Origin of the sequence: uncultured Tateyamaria sp. (genome assembly GCF_947503465.1) — a bacterium.
Taxonomy (GTDB): domain Bacteria; phylum Pseudomonadota; class Alphaproteobacteria; order Rhodobacterales; family Rhodobacteraceae; genus Tateyamaria.
In genome coordinates, this window is the sequence record NZ_CANNDN010000001.1 from 80,877 (window position 1) to 107,295 (window position 26,419).

General features: G+C 63.3%; 27 protein-coding genes. 17 read left to right on the forward strand and 10 right to left on the reverse strand.

Going from position 1 to position 26,419, the window contains the following annotated elements; all coding sequences use genetic code 11:
• Positions 1-50 precede the first annotated feature (50 nt).
• The 4 genes from Q0844_RS00380 to der all read left to right on the forward strand — a co-directional run bounded on the left by Q0844_RS00380 (position 51) and on the right by der (position 4,377).
• Entirely contained in the window at positions 51-722 is a 672-nt protein-coding gene (locus Q0844_RS00380) for a hypothetical protein (RefSeq protein ID WP_299040961.1), read from the forward strand.
• Positions 723-750: 28 nt separating this feature from the next.
• A complete protein-coding gene (locus Q0844_RS00385; RefSeq protein WP_299040962.1) occupies positions 751-2,103 on the forward strand; it encodes a PQQ-like beta-propeller repeat protein in 1,353 nt (450 codons plus the stop codon).
• A 148-nt stretch (positions 2,104-2,251) separates the two neighbouring features.
• Complete coding sequence (locus Q0844_RS00390; protein WP_299040964.1) at positions 2,252-2,776, forward strand: AAA family ATPase; 525 nt, start codon at positions 2,252-2,254, stop codon at positions 2,774-2,776.
• Positions 2,777-2,904: 128 nt separating this feature from the next.
• Positions 2,905-4,377 (forward strand): ribosome biogenesis GTPase Der, encoded by a 1,473-nt coding sequence (gene der / locus Q0844_RS00395; RefSeq protein WP_299040965.1) that lies wholly within the window; start codon positions 2,905-2,907, stop codon positions 4,375-4,377.
• Positions 4,378-4,415: 38 nt separating this feature from the next.
• On the opposite strand, the gene Q0844_RS00400 is transcribed toward der, so the two are convergent.
• Positions 4,416-5,132, reverse strand: coding sequence for a hypothetical protein (locus Q0844_RS00400; RefSeq protein ID WP_299040966.1), 717 nt, complete (start codon positions 5,130-5,132; stop codon positions 4,416-4,418).
• Positions 5,133-5,240: 108 nt separating this feature from the next.
• Here Q0844_RS00400 and Q0844_RS00405 point away from each other — a divergent pair, with 108 nt between their 5' ends.
• Positions 5,241-6,314, forward strand: a complete 1,074-nt coding sequence (locus tag Q0844_RS00405) for a DUF2235 domain-containing protein (RefSeq protein WP_299040967.1) — start codon at positions 5,241-5,243, stop codon at positions 6,312-6,314.
• Here Q0844_RS00405 and serS read toward each other — a convergent pair.
• A complete protein-coding gene (gene serS, locus Q0844_RS00410; RefSeq protein ID WP_299040969.1) occupies positions 6,311-7,603 on the reverse strand; it encodes a serine--tRNA ligase in 1,293 nt (430 codons plus the stop codon). The two genes, Q0844_RS00405 and serS, sit on opposite strands and share 4 nt — an antisense overlap.
• A 321-nt stretch (positions 7,604-7,924) precedes the next feature.
• The gene (locus tag Q0844_RS00415; RefSeq protein WP_299040971.1) at positions 7,925-9,406 is read right to left on the reverse strand and encodes a pentapeptide repeat-containing protein; all 1,482 of its coding nucleotides are present in this window, start codon (positions 9,404-9,406) and stop codon (positions 7,925-7,927) included.
• Positions 9,407-9,574: 168 nt separating this feature from the next.
• Here Q0844_RS00415 and yajC point away from each other — a divergent pair, with 168 nt between their 5' ends.
• From yajC to Q0844_RS00470, 11 genes are all read left to right on the forward strand, one after another.
• Positions 9,575-9,853 carry a preprotein translocase subunit YajC gene (gene yajC / locus Q0844_RS00420; protein ID WP_299040972.1) on the forward strand — a complete coding sequence of 93 codons (279 nt, stop codon included), beginning with the start codon at positions 9,575-9,577 and terminating at the stop codon, positions 9,851-9,853.
• Complete coding sequence (gene secD, locus Q0844_RS00425) at positions 9,853-11,517, forward strand: protein translocase subunit SecD (RefSeq protein WP_299040974.1); 1,665 nt, start codon at positions 9,853-9,855, stop codon at positions 11,515-11,517. Before yajC ends, secD begins: the two co-directional genes overlap by 1 nt.
• A 1-nt stretch (position 11,518) precedes the next feature.
• A complete protein-coding gene (gene secF / locus Q0844_RS00430) occupies positions 11,519-12,487 on the forward strand; it encodes a protein translocase subunit SecF (RefSeq protein WP_299040976.1) in 969 nt (322 codons plus the stop codon).
• A gap of 72 nt (positions 12,488-12,559) precedes the next feature.
• Positions 12,560-13,321: a sulfite exporter TauE/SafE family protein gene (locus Q0844_RS00435; protein ID WP_299040978.1), complete on the forward strand. Its 762-nt coding sequence runs from the start codon at positions 12,560-12,562 to the stop codon at positions 13,319-13,321.
• Entirely contained in the window at positions 13,318-14,088 is a 771-nt protein-coding gene (locus Q0844_RS00440; RefSeq protein ID WP_299040980.1) for a sulfite exporter TauE/SafE family protein, read from the forward strand. Before Q0844_RS00435 ends, Q0844_RS00440 begins: the two co-directional genes overlap by 4 nt.
• Complete coding sequence (locus Q0844_RS00445) at positions 14,075-14,428, forward strand: Mth938-like domain-containing protein (protein ID WP_299040982.1); 354 nt, start codon at positions 14,075-14,077, stop codon at positions 14,426-14,428. Before Q0844_RS00440 ends, Q0844_RS00445 begins: the two co-directional genes overlap by 14 nt.
• A gap of 74 nt (positions 14,429-14,502) precedes the next feature.
• Positions 14,503-15,117 (forward strand): heme ABC exporter ATP-binding protein CcmA, encoded by a 615-nt coding sequence (ccmA, locus tag Q0844_RS00450; RefSeq protein WP_299045165.1) that lies wholly within the window; start codon positions 14,503-14,505, stop codon positions 15,115-15,117.
• Positions 15,114-15,770: a heme exporter protein CcmB gene (gene ccmB / locus Q0844_RS00455; protein ID WP_299040983.1), complete on the forward strand. Its 657-nt coding sequence runs from the start codon at positions 15,114-15,116 to the stop codon at positions 15,768-15,770. The genes ccmA and ccmB overlap by 4 nt, the downstream gene beginning before the upstream one ends.
• Before the next feature lie 47 nt (positions 15,771-15,817).
• Complete coding sequence (locus Q0844_RS00460; RefSeq protein ID WP_299040985.1) at positions 15,818-16,549, forward strand: heme ABC transporter permease; 732 nt, start codon at positions 15,818-15,820, stop codon at positions 16,547-16,549.
• A complete protein-coding gene (gene ccmD, locus Q0844_RS00465) occupies positions 16,542-16,697 on the forward strand; it encodes a heme exporter protein CcmD (protein ID WP_299040987.1) in 156 nt (51 codons plus the stop codon). Before Q0844_RS00460 ends, ccmD begins: the two co-directional genes overlap by 8 nt.
• Positions 16,690-17,238, forward strand: a complete 549-nt coding sequence (locus tag Q0844_RS00470) for a DsbE family thiol:disulfide interchange protein (RefSeq protein WP_299040988.1) — start codon at positions 16,690-16,692, stop codon at positions 17,236-17,238. The genes ccmD and Q0844_RS00470 overlap by 8 nt, the downstream gene beginning before the upstream one ends.
• Positions 17,239-17,291: 53 nt before the next feature.
• Here the strand turns inward: Q0844_RS00470 and Q0844_RS00475 are convergent, their stop codons facing one another.
• The gene (locus Q0844_RS00475) at positions 17,292-17,969 is read right to left on the reverse strand and encodes a VPLPA-CTERM sorting domain-containing protein (protein WP_299040989.1); all 678 of its coding nucleotides are present in this window, start codon (positions 17,967-17,969) and stop codon (positions 17,292-17,294) included.
• Between the two features lie 146 nt (positions 17,970-18,115).
• The gene (acnA, locus tag Q0844_RS00480) at positions 18,116-20,803 is read right to left on the reverse strand and encodes an aconitate hydratase AcnA (protein ID WP_299040990.1); all 2,688 of its coding nucleotides are present in this window, start codon (positions 20,801-20,803) and stop codon (positions 18,116-18,118) included.
• Positions 20,804-21,057: 254 nt separating this feature from the next.
• Between acnA and Q0844_RS00485 the strand changes: the two genes are divergently transcribed.
• Complete coding sequence (locus Q0844_RS00485) at positions 21,058-21,750, forward strand: thioredoxin family protein (protein WP_299040992.1); 693 nt, start codon at positions 21,058-21,060, stop codon at positions 21,748-21,750.
• Between the two features lie 16 nt (positions 21,751-21,766).
• Here the strand turns inward: Q0844_RS00485 and Q0844_RS00490 are convergent, their stop codons facing one another.
• The 5 genes from Q0844_RS00490 to purB form a co-directional block, all read right to left on the reverse strand.
• A complete protein-coding gene (locus Q0844_RS00490) occupies positions 21,767-22,657 on the reverse strand; it encodes a lysophospholipid acyltransferase family protein (RefSeq protein ID WP_299040994.1) in 891 nt (296 codons plus the stop codon).
• Positions 22,658-22,915: 258 nt separating this feature from the next.
• Complete coding sequence (locus tag Q0844_RS00495; protein WP_299040995.1) at positions 22,916-23,989, reverse strand: FliG C-terminal domain-containing protein; 1,074 nt, start codon at positions 23,987-23,989, stop codon at positions 22,916-22,918.
• Positions 23,990-24,064: 75 nt separating this feature from the next.
• Positions 24,065-24,670, reverse strand: a complete 606-nt coding sequence (locus Q0844_RS00500) for a hypothetical protein (RefSeq protein ID WP_299040996.1) — start codon at positions 24,668-24,670, stop codon at positions 24,065-24,067.
• Between the two features lie 87 nt (positions 24,671-24,757).
• On the reverse strand, positions 24,758-24,922 hold the full coding sequence (locus Q0844_RS00505) for a hypothetical protein (protein ID WP_299040997.1): 165 nt from the start codon (positions 24,920-24,922) through the stop codon (positions 24,758-24,760).
• Between the two features lie 133 nt (positions 24,923-25,055).
• Positions 25,056-26,363 carry an adenylosuccinate lyase gene (gene purB, locus Q0844_RS00510; RefSeq protein WP_299040998.1) on the reverse strand — a complete coding sequence of 436 codons (1,308 nt, stop codon included), beginning with the start codon at positions 26,361-26,363 and terminating at the stop codon, positions 25,056-25,058.
• Positions 26,364-26,419: the final 56 nt, after the last annotated feature.

The following is a 26,419-nucleotide window of genomic DNA, read 5'->3' on the forward strand; positions in this document are numbered from 1 at the left end:
AAACAAGGGTGAGGCGGAGCCAATCCGCCACGGATATTGGGAGCGCGGGCGTGAGCGACACCGACAGCTTTATCGAAGAAGTCACCGAAGAGGTGCGCCGGGATCGTCTGTTTGGCTATGTCAAACGCTATGGCTGGATCGTGGCCCTGGTGATCCTGCTGATCGTGGGGGCCGCAGGTTTCAACGAATACCGCCGCGCCCAGGAACAGGCCAAGGCACAGTCGCTGGGCGATGCCATGCTGGCAGCATTGGTGGCCAATGACGACGATGAACGCGCCGACGCGTTGGCGGGTGTCGGCGCGGAAACGGCCGAAGGGGCGGCGGTGCTCGCCTTTCTGACGGCGGGCGCACAGGCGGATGCAGGCCGGACAGACGCCGCAATTCAGTCCCTTGCACCCGTGGCCAACGCGACGGACCTGCCGTTGATCTACCGCCAGATCGCCACCTTCAAATCGCTCATGCTGCAAACCGAAACCGAAGATGCCGCGACCCGCGCCCAGGGCTTTCAGGCCCTCGCCGTGCCAGGTGTGCGGCTGCGCCTGCTGGCCGAGGAACAGCTGGCGCTGATCGATATCGAAACGGGCGACGTCGACGCTGCCATCGCGCGGTTCCAGGGCATCCTCGATGATGCCGAGGCGACCCCGGGCTTGCAACGCCGTGCCCTACAGGCAATGGTGGCGCTGGGCGGCGCGCCAGAGGCCACAGAGACCGCCGGAGAATAGCATGGGTCGGACGATGGGGGTTCTGGGCATGAGTGTGAACACACAAACCCGCGTGCTGCTGGGGGTCGTGGCGCTTGCCGTCCTTGCCAGCTGTTCGGAACGTGAAATCATCCTTCCGGGCAAACGTGAACCGGTGTCGGCGGCGGTGGTCGCTGACCCGTCCGACGCCGAAACCGGCGGCGGGGCCGAGGCCGACGCATTGGCAGGGGCCGCCCGCGACATCAGCCTGCCACCGCAAGAGACAAACGCGGACGCGGCGCAAGGCTTTGGAACACCGGCCTTTCGAACCGACCACCCGCAGCTTGGACAAACGCTGACGCCGATCTGGTCGGTCAATATCGGCCAGGGCGACAGCCGTAAGCATCGTATCGTGGCCGACCCGGTTGTGTCGGGCGGACGGGTGTTCACGCTGGATGCGGAAACCACCGTCTCGGCCGTATCGACCTCTGGCCAGCTGCTGTGGCAGCGCGACATCCTGCCCGACCGGGCCGAAAGCGGCGATGGCACGGGCGGCGGGCTGGCCGCAGATGGCGACATGCTGTTTGTGTCCAGCGGCCTCGGCACGCTCACGGCGCTGGACGCGGCCACCGGCGGCACCATCTGGACACAGGAACTCGAAGCGGTCGGCGTCGGCCGTCCCACCGCGTTCGAAGACCTGGTCTATGTGATGGCCGGGGACGACACGGGCTGGGCCATCGAAAAAGACAGCGGGCGCGTCGCCTGGCAAATCACCAGTTCCGAGACAACGACAAACGTGCTGGGCGGTCCCGCACCCATCGTGACGGACGGGCTGGCCATCTTCTCGTTCGGCTCGGGCGAGATGCAGGCCGTGTTCCGGCAGGGCGGTCTGCGGCGCTGGGACGCGTCTGTGCTGGGCGAACGGCAGGGCCGGGCATTGGCCAAGATCGACGACGTGACCGGTCGGCCGATCGCAAAGGACGGCGTGGTCTATGCGGGCAACCAGTCCGGGCGCACCGTCGCGGTGAATGCAGGATCCGGCGCACCGATCTGGACAGCGGGCGAAGGGGCGATCGACACCGTTCTGCCCGTGGGCGACAGCGTGTTCCTGGTGTCCGACCGCAACGAACTGATCCGCCTTGATGCCGCGGACGGCAGCCGCATCTGGGGCACGCGCCTGCCCAACTTCGTGCGGGACCGCCCGCTGCGGCAGGCCGAGGTCTTTGCCCATCATGGCCCGGTTCTGGCCGGCGGACGCCTTCTTGTGGCCTCGTCCGATGACGCCTTGCGCAGCTTCGACCCGGTCTCGGGCGGGCTGACGGGCCTGACGGAAATCCCGGGCGGCGCGTCAACAGCACCCGTGGTTGCGGGGCAGACGCTGTACGTGGTGTCGCGCAAGGGCCAGTTGCTGGCCTATCGCTAAGCGCTTGCCAGGATAAGCCGGGCGCGCGACCAGATCACATGGTGTTTGGACGGCTGGGTAGCTGTGCGCGCTTTGGTTGGGGTCAGGTGTGCGGGACATTGCTGCCGTCGGCATAGTCCGGCCACTTGCCTCATGATACATTTCTGGCATGACGATACTCGTTGCTCTTTCAGGCCTGCCGGGTGTAGGCAAGACAACTTTAGCGAAGGCGTTGGCCGCACAGGTCAAAGCTGTGCATCTGCGCGTAGACTCCGTTGAAACCGCGTTGAAAAATAGCGTTCTCCGGATCGATCCGTCAGAAGATGCGGGCTATTTGGCAATCGCTTCAGTGGCGGTCGATAATCTCTTGCTTGGCTTCGATGTGATCGCCGACACGGTCAATCCCATTGAAATTACAAGAAATCTGTGGGCTAGAACTGCGGCTTCTGGCAGTGCCCACCTTTTGAACGTTGAAGTGGTGTGTTCGGATCGGGCTATACATCGGTATCGCGTAGAAGCTCGCGAAAGCGACATCCAAGGGCTTGTCATGCCTGATTGGCAAAAGGTAGCCAACCGCAAATTCGACCCGTGGAAAGTGGATCGCTTGATCGTGGATACCAGCGTCGATGAAATCAAGAAATGCGCTTCCAAGGTCGTTGCAGAAATGCAGAAGTTAAAATCCGCAGACCGGTAGGATTGGCCTCAAACCGGACCTTCGCCTGATCCCGCCAACCCTGTCCTCCGTCAAGCCTGCCCATCCCCCCCTTTAAGTGATCGCCCGAATGGTCTATGTGCGCGCTCTGATCCTTCGGAACCAAATCCATGACCCTGACCCTCGCCATTGTCGGACGACCCAATGTGGGCAAGTCGACGCTGTTCAACCGCCTTGTGGGCAAGCGCCTTGCGTTGGTCGATGACCAACCCGGCGTGACGCGCGACCTGCGCGAAGGGGCAGGGCGGTTGGCGGACCTGCGTTTTACCGTGATCGACACGGCAGGGCTCGAGGAAGCGACCGATGACAGCCTGCAGGGCCGGATGCGGCGTCTGACGGAACGGGCCGTGGACATGGCCGATGTGTGCCTGTTCATGATCGACGCGCGCGCGGGCGTGACCCCCACAGACGAGGTGTTTGCCGACATCCTGCGCAAGCGGGCCGATCACGTGCTTCTGGCCGCCAACAAGGGCGAAGGGTCCGCCGCCGATGCCGGCGTGCTCGAGGCGTTCGCGCTGGGCCTTGGCGAACCCATCCGCCTCTCCGCCGAACATGGCGAGGGGCTCAATGACCTCTATGCCCAGTTGCAGCCGCTGGCCGATCTCTACGCCGAAAAGAACGCCCAAGAGGCCCCGGAAACGGATGTCACGGTGGACGAGGAGGAGGACGACCCCGATTACGTCCCACAGCCCACCGATGCCAAGCCGTTGCAAGTGGCCGTGGTGGGCCGCCCCAACGCGGGCAAGTCGACCCTGATCAACCGTATCGTTGGCGAAGACCGCCTGCTGACGGGGCCAGAGGCCGGGATCACCCGCGACGCGATCTCGCTGCGCACCGATTGGGCGGGGGCGGATGGCGTGGGTACGCCCATGCGCATCTTTGACACCGCGGGCATGCGCAAGCGGGCCAAGGTACAGGAAAAGCTGGAAAAACTGTCGGTGTCCGACGGTCTGCGCGCCGTGAAATTTGCCGAGGTTGTCGTGGTCCTGCTGGATGCAGCCATCCCCTTCGAACAGCAGGACCTGCGCATTGCGGACCTTGCCGAACGCGAAGGCCGCGCCGTCGTCATCGCCATCAACAAGTGGGATGTGGAAGACGACAAACAGGCAAAGCTGAAAGAGCTGAAGGAAAGCTTTGAACGCCTCTTGCCGCAACTCAAGGGCGCACCGCTTGTGACGGTGTCGGCCAAGACGGGCAGGGGCCTTGACCGTCTGCATGGTGCCATCATGCGCGCCTATGACGTCTGGAACCGGCGCGTGCCCACCGCGGCGCTGAACCGCTGGCTGACGGGTATGCTGGAACAACACCCGCCGCCCGCGCCACAGGGCAAACGGATCAAGCTGCGCTACATGACCCAGGCCAAGACACGGCCGCCGGGTTTTGTCGTGATGTGCTCGCATCCCGACAAGGTGCCTGAAAGCTACAACCGCTATCTGGTGAACGGCTTGCGGCTGGATTTCGACATGCCCGGCACGCCGATCCGCCTGTTCATGCGTGGCCAGAACGACGCGAACCCCTACAAGGGCCGCAAGAAACCGGGCCCATCGAAGCTGCGCAAGCACACCGAGGGGCGGCGCGGTTAACCTTGATTAACTGAATTTAACGGAAAAAGTGTTTGAAATCAGTCGTGTCCCCGCGGGGACAGATTTTCCGCGCGAAACGCGCCCACAACGGGCCGCACCATCAGCACGGCGCCCAGCAGGGCAAGCACACCGACGGACTTCACATCGAACCCGTTCTGCACGGCGATGGCAATCAGGGCCCAGATGACGGCAATCCCATAGGTCGGCGCACGCTCCAGCGCGCGCTGCATCAGCAGCGCCAGCACAACGGCAAGGGTCACCATGATCCACGCCGCGGTGCGCTCTGTGGTGATGCCATAGCCCGCCAGCAGCAGCCCAAGCGCCACACAACTCGCCGCACTCAACCACCCGGCATACAGACCCACGGGCCACGCGGCGGCCCAGCCGTCCAGCCGCGGGCTGCGCCACAACCCGATCAGGGCGGGGATCAGCATGGCCCAGATCAGGAGGGTTGCCCAGACCGGGCTGTGCACGGCGACCGGCAACCAGATGCTGCCCGCCGCCAGCGACACCGCCAAGGGCGCGCGCATGGGCTGCCAGTCAGGCGCACCCCACCGCTGCACCGCGCCAAATCCCGCGCCGATGATCAGCCAAAGATAGATCAGCCCCCAGATCGCAAAGGCATAGCCCGCAGGCTGCACGGCGGGATCGTTCTGCGGGACCGGGAACTGATCCCCGTCAAAGCCGCCAAAATCGGGCACCCAGAAGGGCGACGCGGCAAAGGTCAGGGCAAGGATCAGCACAAGTGCGGGCATGGTATTCCACCGTTTACAAATTCTGGCGCGCGGGCCATCTTTTTCGCGCCCCGCTTTTTCCAGTCTCGACGTAGTCTGGCATATGACTTTTCAAGGACTTGGCACCAGATGACACGCATAGCAATTTTCTGCGACGGAACGTGGAATTCCCCCGATATCCCCGAACCCACCAGCGTGCACAAGCTGAAACAGGCCCTGGTCAACGATCCGTCCAAGGGGCAGGTCGCGGCTTACTTTCCCGGCATCGGCACCGACCGCCGTTTTGACGGACCGGTCAAACGGTTTCTGAACAAATATGCGGGCGGGGCATTTGGCTGGGGCCTCGATGCCAAGGTCAAGCAGGCCTACCAGTTCCTGGCGCAAGCCTACCAACCGGGGGACGAGATTTACCTGTTCGGCTTTTCGCGCGGCGCGTTCACGGCGCGGTCGGTGGCGGGCATGATCCGCAAATGCGGGATCATCACGGACACCAGCGCCGATGGGGTGAACGCCGCCTTCGATCTTTACCGCAAGAAGGGCACACGAAACCATCCCGACGCGCCCCATATCCGCGCGGCGCGGCGCGCCATGTCGCCCAGATTCGCCACGTCCGACAGTGACTTGGCCTGGCGCAACGACACGTCGCGGCTGGTCGCGATATCGTATCTGGGGGTCTGGGACACGGTGGGCGCGCGTGGCATTCCGCCGTCCCTGCTGGGACCGATCGCGACCCTGTGGAACCGGCAGTACATGTTTCACGACACGACGTTGTCGAGCCTTGTGCAGTCGGCCCGCCACGCGCTGGCGCTGGATGAGATGCGGGTGCTCTACAAGCCCGCGAAATGGGACAATCTGGATGGTGAAAAGGGCCTGAACAACGGCGATACCGGCCCGCTGCGCCCTTACCAGCAGATGTGGTTCGTAGGCAATCACGGCATCGTCGGCGGGTCGGGGACGGCGCAGCCGCTGTCGGCGATTACGCTTGACTGGGTGGTGCAGGGCGCGGGGCGGTTGACCATCGACCCTGCCGCGACGTTCCCGCCGGCCAAGCCCGACCCGCTTGCCGATGCCGAGATCGAAACGCGCATCTCATGGTTGAACAAATGGCGGCAAGGCCCTCTTACCATTGAAGAAGTTCACTCGTCGGTGAAGGAGCGCAGGAAGTACCGGGCCGACTACCGCCCCGGTTCGCTTCGGGTCTAGGCAAGCGTTCCCGCCGCCGTTAGCACGGTCTTGCCGCCCAAATACGACGCGAGTGCTTTGGGCAGTTTCACGGACCCATCCGGCTGCTGTCCATTCTCGAGCACCGCGATCAGGCAGCGGCCCACGGCCAGACCGGATCCGTTCAGCGTATGCACGAATTGCGGTTTGCCGCCATCCGCAGGCTTGAATCGTGCGTTCATGCGCCGGGCCTGAAAGTCGCCGGTGGTCGAGACCGAGCTGATCTCGCGGTAGGCATCTTGCCCGGGCAACCACGCCTCGATGTCGTAGGTGCGGCGTGCGCCGAACCCCATGTCACCCGTGCACAGAACGACGGTTCTGTAAGGGATTTCAAGGGCTTCCAGGATACCTTGGGCGCAGTTGAGCATGCGCTTCTGTTCGTCTTCGGAGCCATCGGGATGGGTGATGGACACCATCTCCACCTTCTCGAACTGGTGCTGGCGCAGCATGCCCGCGGTATCGCGGCCGGCGCTGCCCGCTTCGGACCGGAAACACAGCGTGTGGGCGGTCATCCGGATGGGCAGGGCGGCCGCGTCCAGAATGTCGCCCGCGACGGTGTAGGTCAGGGGCACTTCGGAAGTTGGGACCAGCCACATGCCCTCTTCGGTGCGGTAGCTTTCTTCGCCGAACTTGGGCAGCTTGTCGGTGCCATACATGGCGTCGTCGCGCACCAGCACGGGGCTGTTCACCTCTGTCAGACCGTTCTTGTCGACATGGGTGTCGATCATGAATTGGGCGAGTGCGCGGTGGATGCGGGCAACCGACCCCTTGAGCATGACAAAGCGGCTGCCGGACGTCTTGGCAGCGGTTTCGAAATCCATCGAGGCGGCGACGCCCGCGATTTCGAAATGTTCTTTCGGTGCGAAATCAAAGGCTTGCGGATCACCCCAGCGGTGGATTTCGACATTATCGGCTTCGTCCGCGCCGTCGGGCACGTCATCGGCGGGCAGGTTGGGGATGCGCGCCAGCGCGTCGGTCAATTGCGCGTCAAGCGCCTTGGCCTCTTCCTGCATCTGCGCGATTTCCGCTTTCTTTTCAGACACAAGCGCGCGCAGGCGCTGGAATTCATCCTCGTCCCCGCGGCCCTTGGCGGCACCCACGTCCTTGGACGCCTTGTTCTGTTCGGCCTGCGCGGTTTCGGCGGCCAGGATCTTGGCGCGGCGGGCCTCGTCCAGTTCCAACAGGGACGACGACATCGCAGCGTCCCCACGGCGCGCAAGGGCGGCGTCGAAAGCGGCGGGGGTCTCGCGAATGGCGCGAATGTCGTGCATTTGTCTGGTCCTTTTGAGCTGACATGGATGATGCCGTTCCTATGCCCGATCGGGGGGCGGGGGCCAAGAGGTTAAGGCAGCGCACGGTGGGGGGACCGGCGGGTGTTGCGGGCAAACTGCACGATTTGGGGCCTGGATCGTACAATCTCGCGCGGCCAGGACGCGCCGGTTTGAGGGGGGTGGGGGGCCTTTGTACGGTTTTGGCGCAGGAGTGTACAAAACGCGGTGCGGATGCGTGTACAGGTTTGGTTAACTTTTTGACAGCGTTAAGGTTTGGGCAGAGGCGTTAACTGTTGGGAAAGGTTTGGCGCGTGGGCGTCATCAATCCGCATCGTCCCAGCCCTTGGGCAAGGTCGATTGCCATATACGCCAAGCGTCGCGAAATTCGGAAAGATCGAGCCGGGTCCTTGGCCAATGCGCGGGCCAATCCGGGTGGTCCGGAATGACGCCGTTGGGCAAGGCGGTACTGGCATCACCAAAGATGTCGGCAAGATGGTCGGCGATCTGTGGTGTGGCGGTAAAATCCACGTCCCTCACTGCCGCGCCTCGGAGATTAGCGGCAGTGAGGGAGGTGTTTTTGTCAAATGCCGCCTCGCCGAGGTCTGCCCCCTGCAACTGTGCCGTGAACAGGTCTGTCCCCTGCAACTGCGCCCTGTAGAGGTCGGCCCCCTGCAACTGCGCCCTGTAGAGGTCTGCCCCCTGCAATTGCGCGTCGATGAGGATTGCCCCCTGCAACTGCGCCCTGTAAGCGTTTGCCCCCTTCAACTGCGCCCCGATGAGGTTTGCCCGCTGCAATTGCGCCTCATCGAGGTCTGCCGCCTGCAACTGCGCCCTGCGGAGGTCTGCCACCTGCAACTGCGCGCTGAATAGGTCTGCCCTCTGCAACTGCGCGCTGAATAGGTCTGCCCGCTGCAACTGCGCCCCGTCGAGGTCTGCCCCCTGCAACTGCGCCCCTCGCAGCGAGGCCTGTTCGAACTTCGCGTGGCGCAAATCTGCAGCTTGCAGGTTGGCACCGCGCAGGTCGATTTCGCCGTTCACCAGCGGATCGGGCGCGATGTCGGCCAGCCGGCCAAGGGTTTGGGCCGCTTTTTCCATGTCAGAGCGCAGTTTGGGTAACGTGCGCGCCCAGTCGCGCAGCGTTTCCGGAGTCGCATCTGGCGGTGGGGTTTTGGCGTGCACTTCGGCGCTGAGCTCGCGGACGTAGACGGACAGCAGACGGGCGATGCGGGGAACCTCTGTCGGTTTTTCCTGTGCCAACCCTTCGAGCCGGTCGATGGCGGCGTTGCGTTGGACGATGTCGTCTTCCCAATGATCAATGTAACCTTTTTGGCGGTGCCACTTGGAGATTTGCCGCCGCGCATACAGTCCCTTGGTGGCTTCGTTGATCTTGTCGTTGAACAGGCTTTCGCGCGCGGTTTCCGTCTGCTCTTGGGACAGCCTGAGCCGGATGACGGTAAAGGGCAGCGCGATCATTGCGCCAACTACTGTCGTGAGACCAGCGATGCGCAGGACGTAGAACAGGTATTCGCGCTGCGTCTCTTCCAGCGATTGCCCGTCCTTGAAGGGCAAGGCGATGGCACCGGCGATCAGGATGATCAGTCCGGCGATCAGCAGCAGGGCGATGGCGCCGTAGAGCGTGATACCGATCAAAACAAGAGCGGGGTGCACCCGGTCAAGCCCGAGCCGGGCGTGCACATCCTTGCGCCGGGCGACGTCAATCAGGAAGGCGAGGCAAACACCCAGCAGTGGGACGCCGACGGCGACGGCGAGAAAAGATAAGGCAGTGGAAAGGAAATCGCTCATCCCACCAGTCTGACGCGAATGTGCGTCGGGCAAAAGGGCTTTGATGCATGGCCCTGACCAACCGTCCGCAAAAACCCCTTTCCGCCTTGCACAGGCCCGCCCCCGCCCATAGGTTCTGCCAAACTTTGCAGCGGGTCAGAATCCGCCCTCAAGACAAGGACGTTTCCCATGGAAGCCATCGGCCAGTTTATCCCCCTGATCCTGATCTTTGCGATCATGTATTTCCTGCTGATCCGCCCGCAGCAGAAGAAGGTCAAGGAACATGCCGCTATGGTCGAGGCGCTGCGCCGGGGCGATCAGGTCGTGACCCAGGGCGGGTTGATCGGCAAGGTGTCCAAGGTCAAGGAAGAGAACGAGGTTGAGGTCGAACTGGCCGAGGGCGTCAAGGTGCGTGTTGTCAAGTCGACCATCGCGCAGGTCCTGAACAAGACCGAGCCCGCGAAGTAATGCTTCAGATCGACAGCTGGAAACGGGTTCTGATCTGGGCGCTGTGTGCGCTGGGTCTGATCCTGGCGCTGCCCAACGGGTTCTATACCCGCGTGGAACAGCACAATGACGCCGCCCAGGCCATCGAGCTGGGGGCCGACACGCCCGCGAACCAGGCGGCGCTGTCGCAATGGCCGGGCTTTATGCCGTCATCGCTGGTCAACCTTGGCCTTGACCTGCGCGGCGGGGCGCATCTGCTGGCCGAGGTGCAGGTCGAGCAGGTCTATGCCAGCCGCATGGAGGCAAGCTGGCCCGAGATCCGCGATATCCTGCGGCCCGAACGTGCGACCATCGGCACGATCCGGTTGCAGCCCTCGGCCCCTGATGAATTGCGCATTCGCATTGGCGAGCCTGCGGGGTTGCAGCGCGCCTTGCAGGTGGTGCGGACATTGGCACAGCCGGTGCAGACGCTGACCGGTGTGGGTGCGAATGACATCGTCGTCAGTGCCGATGGGGCCGACGTGATCGTCGTGCAGCTGAGTGACGAGGAAAAGCTGGCAAGTGACGAGCGGACGGTGCAGCAATCGCTGGAGATCGTGCGCCGCCGGATCGACGAGGTGGGCACGCGCGAACCGACCATTCAGCGCCAGGGGGCGCAGCGCATCCTGATCCAGGTGCCGGGCATCGGGTCGGCGGCCGAGCTGAAGGAGATCATCGGGACAACGGCGCAACTGACGTTCAACCCGGTCGAAAACCGGACCTCGGACGAAAACGCATCGCCGGGTGTCGGCAACAAGCTGGTGCCGAGCCTTGACGAGCCGGGCCTGTTCTACATCATCGAGAGCGCCCCGGTGGTCACGGGCGAGTGCCTGGTCGATGCGCAGCCGAGTTTTGACCAGAACGGCAGCCCGGCCGTGTCCTTCCGGTTCAACACCCAATGCGCGCGCGCCTTTGGCGACTACACCGCTGAAAACATCGGGTCGCCCTTTGCCATCGTGCTGGATGACGAGGTGGTCAGTGCCCCCGTGATCCAGAGCCATATTCCCGGCGGATCGGGCATCATCACCGGCAATTTCAATGTCGAGGAGTCGACCAACCTGGCCGTGCTGTTGCGCGCGGGCGCGCTGCCGGCGGAACTGACGTTCCTTGAGGAACGCACCATTGGACCAGAGTTGGGGCAGGACAGCATTGATGCGGGCAAGATCGCGACCGTGGTCGCGTTTGCCGCGGTGCTGGTGTTCATGGCGCTGAGCTATGGTCTGTTCGGCATCTTTGCCAACATCGCGTTGATCATCAACATCGGCCTGATCTTTGGCCTGCTCAGCATGATCGGCGCGACGCTGACCCTGCCGGGGATTGCGGGCATCGTGTTGACCGTGGGGATGGCGGTGGATGCCAACGTGCTGGTGTTCGAACGGATCCGCGAAGAGTTGAAGTCGTCGCGTGGCCCTGCACGGGCCATCGAGTTGGGATATGAAAAGGCGCTGTCGGCCATTCTGGACGCCAATATCACGACGTTCATTACCGCGGTGATCCTGTTTGCCATGGGCTCCGGCCCGGTGCGCGGCTTTGCGATCACGCTGGGACTGGGCATTCTGACGTCCGTGTTCACGGCGATCTTCGTGACCCGCCTGATGGTGGTGATGTGGTTCGAACGCCGCCGTCCCAAGACAATCGAGGTGTGAGATGCGACTGAAGCTTGTCAAACAGGGCACCGATTTCGATTTCTTCGGCCGTTGGAAGCTGTGGCTGGGCATTTCGGGCCTGCTGATCCTGCTGGGGGCCGTGTCCTTTGTGGTGCAGGGCCTGAATTACGGCATCGATTTCCGGGGCGGCACAACGGTGCGGACCGAAAGCGCGCAGCCGGTGGACATCGGCCTTTACCGCGACGCGCTGTCGCCGCTGGGCCTGGGCGACATTTCGATCACCGAGGTGTTCGATCCCACCTTTGACGCCGATCAGAACGTGGCGATGATCCGCATCCAGGCCCAAGAGGGGCAGGAGGCGGTGACGCCCGAGACCATTCGCCAGGTGCAGGCCGCTCTGAGCGGGGCGGTGCCGGATATCAAGTTCGTGTCGGTGGAATCGGTGGGCCCGAAAGTGTCCGGCGAATTGATCCAGACCGCCGCCATCGCGGTGGTCTTGGCGATTGGTGCGGTTCTGATCTACATCTGGTTGCGTTTCGAATGGCAGTTTGCGTTGGGGGCCGTGGCCGCCCTTGTGCATGACGTGATCCTGACCATCGGTGTGTTTTCCGAACTTCAGATCAAGTTCGATCTGGCCATCATCGCAGCCCTTCTGACCATCGTGGGCTATTCACTGAATGACACGGTGGTCGTGTTCGACCGCGTGCGGGAGAACCTGCGCAAATACAAGAAGAAGCCGCTGAACGAAGTGCTGAACATCTCGATCAACGAGACGCTTTCCCGGACGGTCATGACCTCGATCACCACGCTGTTGGCGCTGATTTCGCTGTACGTTTTGGGCGGCGACGTGATCCGGGGCTTTGTCTTTGCGATGATCTGGGGCGTGATCGTGGGGACCTATTCGTCGGTCTTCGTGGCCTCGACCATCCTGTTGTGGCTGGGGGTCAAGCGGGACTGGTCGAAACCGGACGCCAACGCGGGCAATCAATACGCCAATATCGATGCGTAGGTCGGTGCTGGCCTAGACCCCGTTGCCAACTGGCCCTAGCGTGCCCGTCCTGAGACTGCATGCTGGGGCATCATGGGACATCTGATTGCAGAGACATTGGCGTTGCCCGGTTTGGTCTGGGTGGTCGCCATCACCGTCGCGGCGGGCGTCGTCTATGGCTTTGCAGGTTTCGGGGCGGCACTTGTGTTCATGCCGGTTGCCACGGCCTTTGTCCCGGTTGAAATGGCGATCGCCGCCTTTGGCGTGACCGCCCTTGCCTCGCTTGTGTCGGTGGTGCCGCGGGCATGGGGACAGGCGGACCGGCCCAATGTCGTATTGATGATCGGGGTTGCCACGCTGGCCTTGCCCCTGGGCATTGCGGTGTTGAAGGCCAATGATGTGACCACGATGCGATGGGCGGTTTTGGGTGTGACCACGATCACCCTGATCGCGCTGATGATGGGGTGGCGGTACAGGGCGGCGCCCACACGTGCGGCGCGGGTTGGCGTGGCGGCGGCCACGGGCGTCGTCGGCGGAGCAACGGGCCTGGTCGGGCCGATCATGGTGCTGTTTCAACTGGGCGGGCAGGACGGCGTGGCGCGGGCGCGGGCCAATACGCTGGTGTTTCTGACCCTCACGGGCCTGTTGACGGTGCCGCTGATGGCGATGCATGGCCTTTTGACGGCGGAGGCGGTCGTGATGGGGTGCATGTTGATTGTGCCCTATGGCATTGCGTCGCGGATCGGGCAGGCCCTGTTCGACCCGGAACAGCAGGCGCTGTATCGCCGCGTGGCCTATGTCATCATCGCCGTCGCCATCCTCATGGGCCTGCCCGTATACGGAGACGGCATGTGATCGCCGCCGTGGCCGACGCGCTGGCCTTGCCGGGGATCGGATGGCTTGTCGCTGCGATCCTTGCCGCCGGGCTGGTGCGCGGCTTTGCCGGGTTCGGGTCGGGCATGATCATCATGGCGGCGGCCAGTTCGGTCCTGTCGCCGTTTGCGGCCCTCGCGTTCCTGACCGTGGTCGAGTTCTGGGGGCCCTTGCCCAACCTGCGCGCCGCGTTGCGCGACGGGGATCTGTCCGAAGCCAAATGGCTGTTGCTGGGTTGTGCCGTGGGTTTGCCTGTGGGGGTGTGGACGCTGTCCCTTGTCGCGCCGGAGGTGTTTGGCTGGGGCGTGTCCATTGCCATTCTGGTCTTGCTGGCGGCGCTGATGTCGGGCTGGCGCTATTCCGGGCCGATGGGGCCGCGCACCATTGCCGGGGTCGGCACGTTTGGCGGGTTTCTGGGGGGGCTTGCAGGTATTCCGGGGCCGCCGGTGATCCTGCTGTATATGGCGTCGGCCAAGGCGATTGCCGTCATCCGCGCCAATTTCCTGCTGTATCTGCTGGGCATTGACGTGATGATGCTGGGCCTGTTCGTGGTCTTTGGCCTGCTGGATGCGCAGGCCGTGATTGTGGGGCTGGTGCTGGTCCCGGCCTACATGTTTGCCAATGTCGCGGGGGCCTGGCTGTTTGATCCGCAGGCCGAGCGACTTTTCCGCGCGGTGGCCTATATCGTGATCGCGGCCTCGGCTATTCTGGGCCTGCCGATTTGGGAGATGGGTCATGCGCCTGAATGAGATCACGTTCACCGATGCGAAGCCTGTCGAGGGGTATGGGCCCGGGTTTTTTCGCATTGGTGGCGAGGTGATCACGGGCGGTGTGCTGACCGGACCGACTGGGACCGTGCCCTGGGGTGGGTATGACGATGTTGCCCCTCTAGTGGCGCTGGGGCGCAAGGTCGATGTGCTGTTCGTGGGCACCGGTGCGGATATTGCCCATATCCCGGAGGCGTTTCGGACCCGGTTGGAAGACGCGGGCCTGGGCCTTGAGGTCATGTCGTCCCCGTCTGCGGCGCGGACCTATAACGTGCTTCTGAGCGAAGGGCGTCGCATCGCGCTGGCGGTACTGCCTGTGTAAGCGCGGTGGATTTGCATATTTGAAGAACAATGAAGGACCTTTTGCGTCTGCGTGCAATGGGTTACGGATTTCCCATGGAATTGACAGTCACTGATCTGGCCGTGGGCCGCGGGGGGGTGCCGGTGCTGGCGGGCGTGTCCTTTGGCCTTGGGGCGGGGCAGGCGCTGGTGTTGCGCGGACCGAACGGGTCCGGCAAGACCACGCTGTTGCGCACCGTGGCCGGGTTGCAGGCACCCATGGCCGGTCATGTGGCCGGCGCGGAGGACCGCATTGCCTATGCGGCCCATGCCGACGGGTTGAAGGCCGCGCTGACGGTGTCCGAGAACCTGGGGTTCTGGGCATCGGTGTTCGGGCAGTCCGAGATTGCGCCTGCCTTGGCGGCCTTTGATCTGGAGGGGTTGGTGGACCGGCGCGCGGGGCAGCTGTCTGCGGGCCAGAAGCGCCGCCTGGGGTTGGCGCGGTTGATGGTGACGGGGCGCGATGTCTGGGTTCTGGATGAACCGACCGTGTCGCTGGATGCGGCATCTGTGGCGCTTTTTGCCGATGCGGTCCGGGGGCATCTGGCGCGCGGCGGGTCCGCTTTGATGGCGACGCATATCGATTTGGGGCTGGAGGCGGGGACGCTGGATGTATCGCGGTTTCGGGCGGCCGCGTCCCAGATGGCGTCCGTGGACGAGGCGTTTCTGTGAGGGCGCTGTTTCTTCGCGATCTGGCGCTGGCCTTGCGGGCCGGGGGCGGCTTTGGTCTGGGCCTGGCCTTTTTCCTGATCGTGGTGGTGCTGGTGCCGTTCAGCGTTGGGCCCCGGGCGGCCCTGCTGACCCAGATCGCGCCGGGGGTTTTGTGGCTGGGGGCGCTTTTGGCATGCTTGCTGTCCCTGGACCGGCTTCTGGCGGTGGATTGGGAAGATGGGGCGCTGGATTTGCTGGCGACGTCGCCCTTGCCGCTGGAGGGCATTCTGGCGGTGAAGGCCGCGGCGCATTGGGTGACCACCGGGTTGCCCCTGGTGCTGGCGGCGCCGGTGCTTGCCGTCCTGTTGAACCTGGCGCCTGCAGGCTATGGCGTGCTGGTGCTGAGCCTTGCCCTGGGAACCCCGGCGCTGTCGATGATCGGGGCGTTTGGCGCGGCACTGACCGTGGGGATCAAGCGGGGCGGGTTGCTGTTGTCGCTGCTGGTCCTGCCGCTGTATGTGCCGACGCTGATCTTCGGGGCCGAGGCGGCGCGGCGGGCGGCACAAGGCCTTGATCCCGCCACGCCGTTGCTGTTTCTGGCGGGCATCACGTTGGCCGTGCTGGCGGCGATGCCTTTTGCCGCAGGCCTCGTCTTGCGGGTGAACCTGCGATAACGTGGATGTCGATTGAGAAGGGGCGCGCAAGCGCTTAGGTACGTGCCATGTCACTTTGGGAATATGCCAATCCGGTCAAGTTTCTGGCGCTCAGCGAACGGGTGCTGCCATATGTGTGGACATTGGCGGTGGCTTGTCTGGCTGGAGGGTTGATCTGGGGCTTTTTCTTTACCCCCGATGATTTCCGCCAGGGATCGACGGTGAAGATCATCTATCTGCATGTGCCGGCCGCCTTCATGGCGATCCAGGCCTGGTTCATGATGCTGATCGTGTCGTTGATATGGATTGTCCGGCGCCACCATGTGTCCGCGCTGGTGGCCAAGGCCGCGGCGCCGGTGGGCATCGTGATGACGTTGATTGCGCTGGTGACCGGCGCGATCTGGGGGCAACCGATGTGGGGGACGTGGTGGGCGTGGGACCCGCGGCTGACCTCGTTCCTGATCCTGTTTCTGTTCTACCTGGGCTATGTCGCCCTGTGGGAGGCGATCGAGGACCCGGATACGGCGGCCGACCTGACCTCGATCCTGTGCCTTGTGGGGACGGTGTTCGCGGTGCTCAGCCGCTATGCGGTGAATTTCTGGAACCAGGGGCTGCACCAGGGGGCGTCGCTGAGTCTCGACAAGGAAGAGAACGTGGCGGATGTGTTCTATTTTCCGCTGCTGGTGTGCATGGGCGGCTTCATGCTGCTGTTCCTGGCGCTGGTCCTGTACCGGACCGGCACGGAAATCCGGGTGCGCCGCACACGCGCGCTGATGGCGCGGGAGGCGAAACTTGCCTGATCTTGGGACATATGCGGATGCGGTCCTGTCGGCCTATGCGGTGTCAATCCTGTTGCTGGTGGCGCTTGTGGCCCTGACCCTTTGGCGCGGCAGGCGCGTGCGGTCCGAGATGGAGCATGCGGAGCGCAGGAGCGGGCGCGATGGCTAAGCTTTCTCCGCTGATGCTGGCACCGATCGGCATTTTCGCCGGGTTCGTCGCCCTGGCCGCCGTGGGCATGTTTCGCGACAACCCGAATGAATTGCCGTCCACGCGTGTGGGGGCAGCGGCCCCGCCGCTGACGGACGCGCAACTGGCGAACTACACGCCTGTGCGCGCGGGCGATCTGGCGCGGGGCGAGGTGACGTTGGTCAATTTCTGGGCGTCGTGGTGCCCGCCATGCCGGGCGGAGCATCCCAGGCTTCTGGAGATGGCGGCCGATGGCATTCCGATTGTCGGAGTGAACTTCCGCGACACGGAGGGGCCTGCATCAAGTTACCTGAATGACGATGGCAACCCGTTTGTGGCCGTGGCCTTTGATCCGGCGGCGCGTTCAGCGCTGGACTGGGGCGTGACGGCACCGCCGGAGACATTCATCCTGAGCGGGGATGGTACTGTGCTGTTCCGGTTCCAAGGGCCCCTTGTGGGGTCAGATTACGAAAACCGGTTCCTGCCAGAGTTGGAAAAGGCATTGGCAGGTCAGGCGGAATGAAAAAGACCGCGGCGCGGGCCGCGGTCTTGTCTGTCAGCGTCTGATCAGACGGCTCAGGCGGTTTGCTGGCGGCGTCGCAGCCATCCAAATGCGCCCAGCCCGGCGATCATCAGGAAGAAGCCCGCGGGCAGTGGAACCGCGTTGATCTCGAATTCGCCGATTGCGCCGGATGCCACGAAATCGATACGTAGCATATCACCGATTGCGCCGCCAAATCCCAGGAGCGTGAATTCGTTGTTGTTTGGATTTCCACCGGTTTCTGATTCGTTGGTTGAATCCAGCGTGAAGGACGCGACCTCGACCCCGCCGTTGAACAGCGTGGCGCTTGTTCCGGTCTCGGAATCGAGCAGGAAGACAGACGCGAAGGACCAGAGAGACTGGAAGCTGAAGATCAACGAGCCGCCGACCGCGTCATCCGGTCCGCCTGTCCGGTTTTCCTGAATGATCAGCGCATTGCCAAACGCGCGTCGGTCCGAACTGTCTTCGGCATTCGTGAACGGCGAGGTAAGGTCCGGATCGTTCCCGGTGCTGACCGTGCCCGGCGCGGTGTCGAAAACAACGGTTTCCGCGATTCCGCCGATGGCGGTGATGTCGGCGGTCACGCCCGGGCTCAGGACCGTGTCGGACCCCAGAACCTCACCTTCATCGAAGTTGTTGAAATTAATGGTCGTTGCGGATGCTGCACCGACCAGGCCCATGGAAAAAAGGGCGGCAGCGATTAGCGCTTTCATAACTTTCCCCAGTTCAAAAACACATTTTAAAATTGTTTTGTGGTTAATAAATAGCGAGTTTTCGCTGATCTCGCAATGCTTTCTTGTATTTGCTTGACCGTGGTCTGTTTGGACGGGCGCGGCAGTATTGCCGCGCCCGCGTCGTTTTAGGCCGCTGAGGCCAGGTTCCGCAGCACGTAGTGCAGAACGCCGCCATGTTCGATGTACTCGATCTCGATCGCGGTATCGATCCGGCATTTCAGCGTGATCTCTTTCACCGATCCATCGGCAAACGTGATGGTGCAGGGCACCTCTTGCAGGGGCTGGATGGTGTCGAGGCCGGAGATGCTGACCGTTTCCTCGCCTGTCAGGCCCAGCGTCTTGCGGGTGTCGCCGTTTGTGAATTCGAACGGGATGACGCCCATGCCCACGAGGTTCGAGCGGTGGATGCGTTCAAAGGATTCCGCGATGACCGCCTTGACGCCCAGCAAGGCCGTGCCCTTGGCCGCCCAGTCGCGCGAAGACCCCGCACCGTACTGTTCGCCGCCGAAGATCACCAGCGGCGTGCCGTTTTCCTGATGCGCCATGGCGGCATCGAAGATCGACGTCTGTTCGCCGTCGGGCCCCTTGGTATAGCCGCCTTCGACCCCGTCCAGCATCTCGTTCTTGATGCGGATATTGGCGAAGGTGCCGCGCATCATGATCTCGTGATTGCCGCGGCGCGAGCCGTAGGAGTTGAATTCGCGCGGGGCGACCTGGCGTTCGGTCAGGTAGCGGCCCGCAGGCGTGCTTTCCTTGAACGCACCGGCGGGCGAGATGTGGTCGGTGGTGATCATGTCACCGAGCAGCGCCAGCACCTTGGCCCCTTCGATGTTCGTGATCACGCCCGGCTCGGGCGACATGCCCTGGAAGTAGGGCGGGTTCTGGACATAGGTGGAGGTCGGCGGCCAGTCATAGGTTTTCTGGTCGGTTGTTTCCACGCCCTGCCATTTCTCGTCGCCGGTGAAGACTTCGGCATATTTTTCCTGGAAGGCTTCGCGCGTCACGGTGGCTTCGACCAGTTCGGCGACCTCCTGGCTGGTGGGCCAGATGTCTTTCAGGAACACGTCATTGCCGTCCTTGTCCTGACCGATGGGGTCGGAGGCAAGGTTGATGTCAAGCGTACCGGCCAGCGCGTAGGCCACCACAAGCGGGGGCGAGGCGAGGTAGTTGGCGCGCACGTCGGGCGAAATGCGCCCTTCGAAGTTGCGGTTGCCCGACAGGACCGAGGTGGCGACCAGATCGCCGTCCGCGATGGCCTTGCTGATTTCTTCCTGGATCGGCCCGGAGTTGCCGATGCAGGTGGTGCAGCCATAGCCCACGAGGTTGAAGCCGATGGCGTCCAGATCCTCTTGCAGCTCAGCCGCTTCGAGATAGGCGGACACCACCTGGCTGCCGGGGGCCAGCGATGTTTTCACCCAGGGTTTCCGGTTCAGACCCAGTGCGCGGGCCTTGCGGGCCACAAGCCCGGCACCGATCATCACATAGGGGTTCGAGGTGTTGGTGCAGGATGTGATCGACGCGATCACGACCTTGCCCGATTCCATGGTGTAGTCTTCGCCCTCTACGGCGACTTCCTTGCCCATGGGGCGTTTGAACGTCTCTTCCATTTCGCGGCGGAACGCGGTCTGGCCTTCGGTCAGCGCCACGTAGTCCTGCGGGCGTTTGGGGCCCGAGATGGCAGGCACGATGGTGCCCATGTCGAGATGCAGCGTATCCGTATAGATCGGCGCATAGTCGTCGCCGCGCCAGAACCCGTTTTTCTTGGCATAGGCTTCGACCAGCGCGATGCGGTCCTCGTCCCGGCCGGTGTTGCGCAGGTAGCGCAGGGTTTCGTCGTCAATCGGGAAGAAGCCGCAGGTGGCGCCGTATTCCGGCGCCATGTTGGCGATGGTGGCGCGGTCGGCCAGGGGCAGGCGGTTCAGGCCCTCGCCATAGAATTCGACGAATTTGCTGACCACACCCTTGGCGCGCAGCATTTCGACGACTTTCAGAACAAGGTCGGTGCCGGTGGTGCCTTCGACCATGGAGCCGGTCAATTCAAATCCGATCACTTCGGGGATCAACATGGAAATCGGCTGGCCCAGCATGGCGGCCTCGGCCTCGATCCCGCCGACGCCCCACCCCAGGACGGCGGCACCGTTGACCATGGTGGTGTGGCTGTCGGTGCCCACAAGCGTGTCGGGATAGGCGACCTGCGCGCCGTTCTGATCCGCATCGGTCCAGACGGTCTGGGCCAGGTATTCCAGGTTCACCTGGTGGCAGATGCCGGTGCCGGGCGGCACGACGCGGAAGTTGTTGAACGCCGACTGGCCCCATTTGAGGAACGTGTAGCGTTCCATGTTGCGTTCATATTCGCGGTCCACGTTCATCTGGAAGGCGCGCGGGTTGCCGAATTCGTCAATCATGACCGAGTGGTCGATGACCAGATCGACGGGGTTCAGCGGATTGATCTTTTCCGGATCGCCGCCCAGGGCCACAAGGCCGTCGCGCATGGCGGCCAGGTCCACGACGGCAGGCACGCCGGTGAAATCCTGCATCAGCACGCGCGCGGGGCGGTAGGCGATTTCGCGCGGGTTCTTGCCACCCTGGGCACCCCATTCGGCGAAGGCCTTGATATCGTCCACGCTGACGGTCTTTCCATCCTCGAACCGCAACATGTTTTCCAGCACCACCTTCAGGGCGGCGGGAAGATTGGCAAAGTCACCCAGCCCGGCGTCGGTTGCCGCGGGGATGGAGTAATAATCAATGGACTGGCCGCCAACGGTCAGCGTCTTGCGCGTCTTGGCTGTATCCTGGCCTACGGTGATGGGCATGGGGGATTTTCCTTTCCTAAAGCGGATGGGGCAACGAATTGTGAGCGTCATGCCCTAAATGCCCGGTTGCGATCAACCGCATTTGGGGGGCGTGCGACGATTTTGTATACCTTTGCATACAGTTTCTGTGCGCAATCGCGTGATCGGGCTGTCACATACGCTCAACAAACCTTGATTGGCGGTTTGGCAAAGTCTTTCATAATTAAGCGGAACAGGCTTCCCAACCATCCAACCGAACAGGTAGTGCGCACTTTATGACCCGACTGATCCCCCTGGCCTTTGCGGCACTTGCCAGCCTTGTCACACCTGCGGCGGCACAGTCCCCGGTTGTGGTCGAACTGTTCACGTCGCAGGGCTGTTCATCCTGTCCGCCCGCGGATGCGATGATGCATGAACTGGCCAAGCGGGACGATGTGATCGCGCTGGCGCTGCATGTGGACTATTGGGATTACATCGGGTGGAAGGACGAATTTGCAGACCCGGCCTATGCCGAACGGCAACGCGGCTATGCCATCGCTGCGGGGCGCCGGTCTGTGTACACGCCGCAGATGATCATCAATGGCGAGACGGATATCGTGGGCGCGCGGCCCATGGAGTTGTCAAAGGTCATCTCGGATCATGCCGGCAAGACCACGGCCGTCACGCTGTCGGTCGCGCGGAATGGCGACAGCATTCGCATCGAAGCGCAAAGCGCCGAGGCACAGGGCCCCATGATCGTTCAGATGCTGCGGTACACGCCTGAGCGGACGGCACGTATCACGCGGGGCGAGAATGCCGGCCACACATTGACCTATGCCAACGTCACCGAGGATTGGAAAATCCTGAAGGAGTGGGACGGCATCACCGATCTGGCGATCAGCGCCGATGCGCCGGGCGACAAGCCACTTGTGGTATTGGTGCAAAAGGGCGTGCACGGGCCCATCCTGGCAGCGGCCCAGATCAAGTGACGGCGCCCGCGGCGCGCTAGTCCGTACGCCAGCGTCTTGCGACCCACAGCCATTGCTCCGGCATCTCGCGGATGCGGGCGCTGATGCTGTCGTTCATCGCCTGTGTCATCGTTGCCGGATCGGAATGCGGGATCGGCGCCTCCATCACGCAGTCAAAGCTGAGCCCGTCGGGCTTGCGAATGCCATAGAACGGGATCAGCAGGGCGTCGTAGCGCAGGGCCAGTTCCGCGGCGGATTGGGCTGTTCGGGCGGGATGCCCCAGGAAATCCAGGACCGGGGCCCGCAGTACATGCTGATCGAACAGCAGCACAAGCTGGCCGCCTGACTTCAGGTGCCGCACGAAGCCCGCCGTGCCCTTGCGCCCCTGCGGAAATACCGGGCCGCCAAAGGCCTGCATCGTGCGCACGTAATGGGCGTTGAAATAGGGGTTCGACATGTCGCGGTACAGGCCGCCCACGTCGTGCCCGCGTCCGACCAGCGCAGCGCGGGGCGCTTCGTAATTTCCGAAATGCCCGGTGACCAGAATGACAGGCTGGCCGTTCTGCGCGGCCTCTTCCAGTGCGGCAAGGCCCGGCCCGTCGATCTGTGCCCCACGCTGGCGCGCCAACAGGGCGCGGGTCGAGTAATTCTCGATCAGGGTGCGGCCCACATTGTTCAGGCTGATGCTTGCAATGCGCTCATGCTCTGCCTTCGGCAGGTCCGGCATGGCAAAGGCGATGTGTTCGGCGGCCCGGCGTCGAAAGCCAGCCGCAGGGCCCACGATATGCGCCATGATCCAGCCCATGAACGGCACGCGCCACCTGTAGGGCAGGGCCAGCGCCGCCCCGATGCAGGTGCGCGCAACGGCATTGGTCGCGAGGTAGGCCAGTTTGGTCCGCCACGGCAAATCTTCGGGATCGTGTCGCATGCCTGTCCGTCATTGAGGCGTGGCGCTGGTGCGGCACGCCGGTCCGGGACCAGACATAGAACCGGTGCCGCGCGATCACAAGCGTGCCCCGTCCCACAGTGTCCGGTGGGCGGCAGATGGGGACGCGCATGCGGGCACGCCAGCGTGGGAACCGAACCGCGCGTGACCATGTGCCAATCCCCGGATTTCTTCATGACCGCATCCGCCCGGGGCCGATGTGCTGCCGGGCTGCCCGCGCGGGGGACGCACCGCGCGCGCCTAGTCTTCCTCGGTGATCAGCATCAGTTCGCCAGCGGCTTCCATGCTGCGGATGGCGCCGACGATCGTGCTCATCGCGGCATCGACATCGGCGGTTTTCTGGGGGCCCGCCTCTTGCATTTCTTCGCGCAACTGATCCGCCATGCGGGCCGACATGTTGTCGAGGATGAAGTCCGCCGACGGCTCCACCCCCATGGCCGCAGCGCCCGCGAAGGCGACGATCAGATCCTCCTGTTCGACGTTGCGTAGGATACGGGGCACATCACGCGGGGCGATGCGGGTCGGGATATTGGCGAAGGTGAAGATGGCCTTGCGCACAGCCGTCGCAAAGCCTTCGTCCGTTTCTTCCAGACCGGCCAGCATGTCGTCGCGCGTGGTCGAGGTGGATGAGTTCAGGATCGCACCCACACGTTCCACCGGCCCATTGTCGAAGGCGCGCAGGGGTTGCGCGTCCATCTGGCTGGCAAGGGAGAGGCCGATCCGTTCCACGGCCTCGGGTGTGACCGCCCCGGTCTGTGACACGGCATAGGTGATCGCGCGGGCGCGCGGGCCGGGCAACAGTCCCAGCAGCTCTGCCGCCTTGGACACGTCCAGCTTGGACAGCATGACGGCCGCGATCTCGATGCTTTCCTCCTCCAGCACGGGCAACAGCGTGTCCGCGCCCATGTCGCGGATGCGCTGCCAGGGGTCACCGCCCCGCTTGACGCCCGCCTCCTTGCGCAGCCGCGCGGCAGTCTGGGCGCTGATCTTGCCATCCAGCGCATCCAGTGCCCCGGCCATGCTGCCCGGCAGGCTGAGGCCGATACGCTCCACCTCTTCGGCGAATTCGGCGGCGACCGATTGCAGCGTGTCGCGGTCCACGACGCGCATGGACCCCATCGCCTTGGTCAGGTCGGCCTGCAACTCTTCCGGCAACTCTTCGAGCGGGATATCGGCGCCTTCGTTCAGCAGCAGGCGCACCACAATCGCCGCCTTGGCACGGCGCGACAGGGTGGCGGGCCTGCGGGTCAAGGAAACACCGCCGCCCGACTGCACTGGCGCAGGGGCGGCGGACATCGGTACCAGATCGGTCATGTCCTGCCTCGAAACGATTTGGTGTCGTTCTGGCAGGCAAAGGTTGAGAATCCCTCAACCTTCGACCGGTTCGGATCAGTAGTTGTAGGTGGTGCCGCTTTCGATGGCGTCACGCAGGCTGGTTTCGGCCCATGTGCCAGCGCCGCCACGGGCCTGGATTTCACGCAACTGCACCATGGCCGCGACGGTGTCGCCCTCGACCACCTTGCCTTGACCCATATAGGACCGCGCGAGGATGTTGTCGGGGTTCGTGTCGATGGCCTGCTGGTAATAGACGTTGGCCAGTTCAAGGTTGCCCAGCTTGCGGGCGGTAAAGCCGCGATAGGTCAGCACACGGTCTTCGGCCTGGTCAGGCATCTGGTCCAGAACCGTGTTCGCCTCGTTGTAGCGACCGGCATAGGCCAGTTCGCGGACGGCCTTGTACAGGTCGTCGGCATCCAGATAGGACGTCTTGTCGGGGCGCACGCATTTCTTGATCTTGGCATCCCAGACGCCGTTCACGGGCTGGGAAAAACGCACATAGGCGTTCTTGTCGGGATCCCACTGCCGCGCGTTCAGGCAGTTCTGGGTGGTTTCGGTCTTCTTTGGCTTGGCGTCATTGTCGCTGCCCGCGGCAAAGCCGGATGTGGGCAGGGCCAATGGCAAGGCAATGGCGGTGGTCAGGATCAGGGTGCGCAGCATGTCAGCTCTCCGTGGTGAGGTGCGTCGGGTTTGATACATGGACAACCCGGCGCGCCCGGATTTTATGCGATCACGAAAGCGTGAGCGTCAGCCTGTGGTGGACACACAGGACTTGGACCCGGCGTCATAGACTGTGCCATCGGCGCAAGACATCGCCTGCTGTTCGTGTTTGCCATAGTTGCATCCCATGGCCAGGCTGAGCGAAGGCGCGAGTGTGAGGGCCAGTGCCACCAGTACGGTCTTGGTCTTCATCGGTCGTCTCCTCTTGTTGGGTGACGCAAGGGTAGGACACTTGGGCCGTTCGACCAAAGGAAAACGCATGTGACCGCATCGGGATGCGCCTTTGTGCCCAATTCGTAAGGCAGGCGTGTCCGCATTGGGCGCGTCAGTCTTCGGCGAAGACCCGGGCAAAGATCGTGTCGACATGCTTGATGTGATACCCAAGGTCGAACTTCTCTTCGATCTCTGCCGGGCTGAGCGCCGCGGTCACATCCGCATCGGCCAGCAACTCTGCCTTGAAGTCGGTGCGGTGTTCCCAGACCTTCAACGCGTTGCGTTGCACATAGGTATAGGCGTCTTCGCGGCTGACACCGGCCTGGGTCAAGGCCAGCAGGACCCGCTGGCTCATGACCAGACCGGGGAACTTGTTCATGTTGTCCAGCATGTTTTCGGGAAAGATCAGCATCTTGTCGACAACGGATGTCAGCCGCGCCAGCGCAAAGTCCAGCGTGATGGTCGCATCCGGTCCGATCATCCGTTCGACAGAACTGTGCGAGATGTCGCGCTCGTGCCAGAGCGCCACGTTCTCCATCGCCGGGATCACGGCAGAGCGGACCATGCGCGCGAGGCCCGTCAGGTTCTCGGTCAGCACAGGGTTTTTCTTGTGGGGCATCGCGCTTGAGCCCTTTTGGCCCATGGAGAAGAATTCGGCCCCTTCCAGCACCTCGGTGCGTTGCATGTGGCGGATTTCGACGGCGATGTTTTCGATGGACGAGGCGACAACGCCCAAGGTTGCAAAGAACGCCGCATGGCGATCACGCGGGATCACCTGGGTGCTGATCGGTTCAGGCACAAGGCCCAACTTGTCACAGACATGATCCTCGACCGCCGGGTCGATATTGGCAAAGGTGCCCACGGCCCCGCTGATCGCCCCGGTCGCAATCTCGGCCCGCGCATCGCGCATCCGGGACAGGTTGCGGTCCATCTCGGCATAGAAGCGGGCAAAGGTCAGGCCCATGGTCGTGGGTTCGGCGTGGATGCCGTGGCTGCGACCTATGCGGACCGTGTCCTTATGCTCGAACGCGCGGCGCTTGAGGGCGGCAAGCAACCCTTCCAGATCGGCAATCAGGATGTCGGCGGCGCGGGTGAGTTGCACGTTGAAACAGGTGTCGAGCACATCCGACGATGTCATGCCCTGATGCACGAACCGCGCCTCGTCACTGCCCACATGTTCGGCAAGATGGGTGAGGAAGGCAATCACGTCGTGCTTGGTCACGGCCTCGATCTCGTCAATGCGGGCGACGTCAAATTCGACATCCTTGGCCTTCCACACGGCTTGCGCATTTTCGCGGGGGATCACACCAAGGTCGGCCATGGCGTCACAGGCGTGGGCCTCGATCTCGTACCAGATGCGGAACTTGGTGGCCGGCTCCCAGATCGCGACCATCTCGGGGCGGGAATAGCGTGGGATCATGGGGCACCTTTTTGTGACTGTCGGATATGCTGCGGCGTCCTTAGACTGAGGCCCGA